General features: G+C 63.4%; 2 protein-coding genes. Both read left to right on the forward strand.

What is annotated here, in order from left to right; all coding sequences use genetic code 11:
* Positions 1-109: 109 nt before the first annotated feature.
* Positions 110-844 (forward strand): cytochrome b5 reductase family protein, encoded by a 735-nt coding sequence (locus tag ABYB95_RS23205; protein ID WP_372662633.1) that lies wholly within the window; start codon positions 110-112, stop codon positions 842-844.
* Positions 845-887: 43 nt separating this feature from the next.
* Positions 888-1,595, forward strand: a 708-nt coding sequence (locus tag ABYB95_RS23210; RefSeq protein ID WP_372662636.1) for a GAF domain-containing protein, incomplete at its 3' end; no start/stop codon positions are given.

The raw sequence follows: 1,595 nt of genomic DNA on the forward strand, positions 1-1,595 counted from the left end.
CAACGGGCATCAGTGGCAGTTGGGATGGTGAAGAAGTGGAACAGACTGCCCGCTCCTCTCCTTCGTCCGCTTGCTAGCGCACCCCGTGCCGGCTACGTATGATGTGTCCATGCCCCCGGAACCGGTGACCAAGATCAAGACCAGCCAGCCGAGCCCGTACAAGCTCACGGCCATCCACAAGGACACCCACGACACGAAGACCTTCCGCTTCGAGCTGCCCGCGGACGCGACGCTCGACATGCTGCCCGGCGATCACCTCTACGTCCATGCGACAGTCAACGGGAAGACGGTCAAGCGCCCCTACACCCCCTCGTCGCTGCCGGGCGTTGTTGGCCACTTCGATCTGACGGTCAAGCGCTACGAGGCCGGCGTGATCTCGAAATACCTCCACGACCAGCAGGTCGGGGACACGGTGCAGATGAGCGGGCCCAAGACCGGCGGCCACTGGGTGGACGGCATGGCGAAGCGGGCCGGATTCGTCGCGGGCGGTACCGGCATCACGCCGATGATTTCCATCATCCGCTGGATCCTGACAAAGCGTCTGCCGGTGGAGCTGCATCTGATTTTCACCAACAAGGCCGAGGCAGACATTATTTTCAAGGACGAATGGGAGCGGGCTGCCCGCGAACACCCCAACTTCCATTGTTATCATGTGCTGGAGCAGCCGCCGGCCGGGTGGAAACAGGGCACCGGGCGAATCACCGAGGAGATCCTCCGCCGGCACCTTCCGCCTCCCGGTCCCGAGACCGTGGTGTTTCTGTGCGGTCCCCCGCCGATGGTGGACGCCCTGGAGGCGACGCTCAAGGGCCTCGGCCACTCAGAGCAGTCCATCATCCTTCCGTAGGCGCCTGAGTGCCTGCTGCGGGGAGAAGGAGCCCTGGTCGACCATGAAACCCCCGGCGGTTCCATCAGACGAGGCAACCAGGCTCGCGAAGTTGAACTTGCTGGGGATCATCTATTCCCCGGCGGAAGAGCGGTTCGATCGCATCACGAGCATGGCCTGCACGGTCTTTGGGGTGCCCATCGCATTGGTCTCCCTGGTGTCGGAAAAATGCCAGTGGTTCAAGTCGGCACAGGGGTTGGCGGCGGCGGAAACCTCGCGGGAAATTTCCTTTTGCGGCCACGCCATTCTGCAAGATGACACCTTCGTCGTCCCGGACGCCTCGCAGCATCCCGATTTTGCCGATAATCCGCTGGTCACCGGCGAACCGTTTATTCGCTTCTACGCCGGTCATCCGTTGCTGTACCAGGGCAGCGCGATCGGGACGCTGTGCCTGATCGACCACAAGCCTCGGCAGCTCACGCCGTCGGAGTTGGACTCGCTGCGCAGCCTGGCGGCGTGGGCCGAGAATGAGCTCAAGACGACCGCGCTGAGCGAGGCGCAAACGCAGCTGCTGAAGGAGCTGGACGAATCGAAGCGCAACCGCTTGCTCGATCCCCTGACCAAGGTGTGGAACCGGAGCGGCATGGACAAGGTCATGGTGGGGGAAATGGACCGCGCGCGGAGTACCCAGCAACGCGTCGCGCTCATGCTGCTGGAGGTGGATCGCTACGAGGACATCACGAAGCGGCATGGCTCCCCGGCGGGCGATGTG

The organism is Hydrogenophaga sp. (genome assembly GCF_041633695.1).
Classification (GTDB): Bacteria; Pseudomonadota; Gammaproteobacteria; order Burkholderiales; family Burkholderiaceae_C; genus Hydrogenophaga.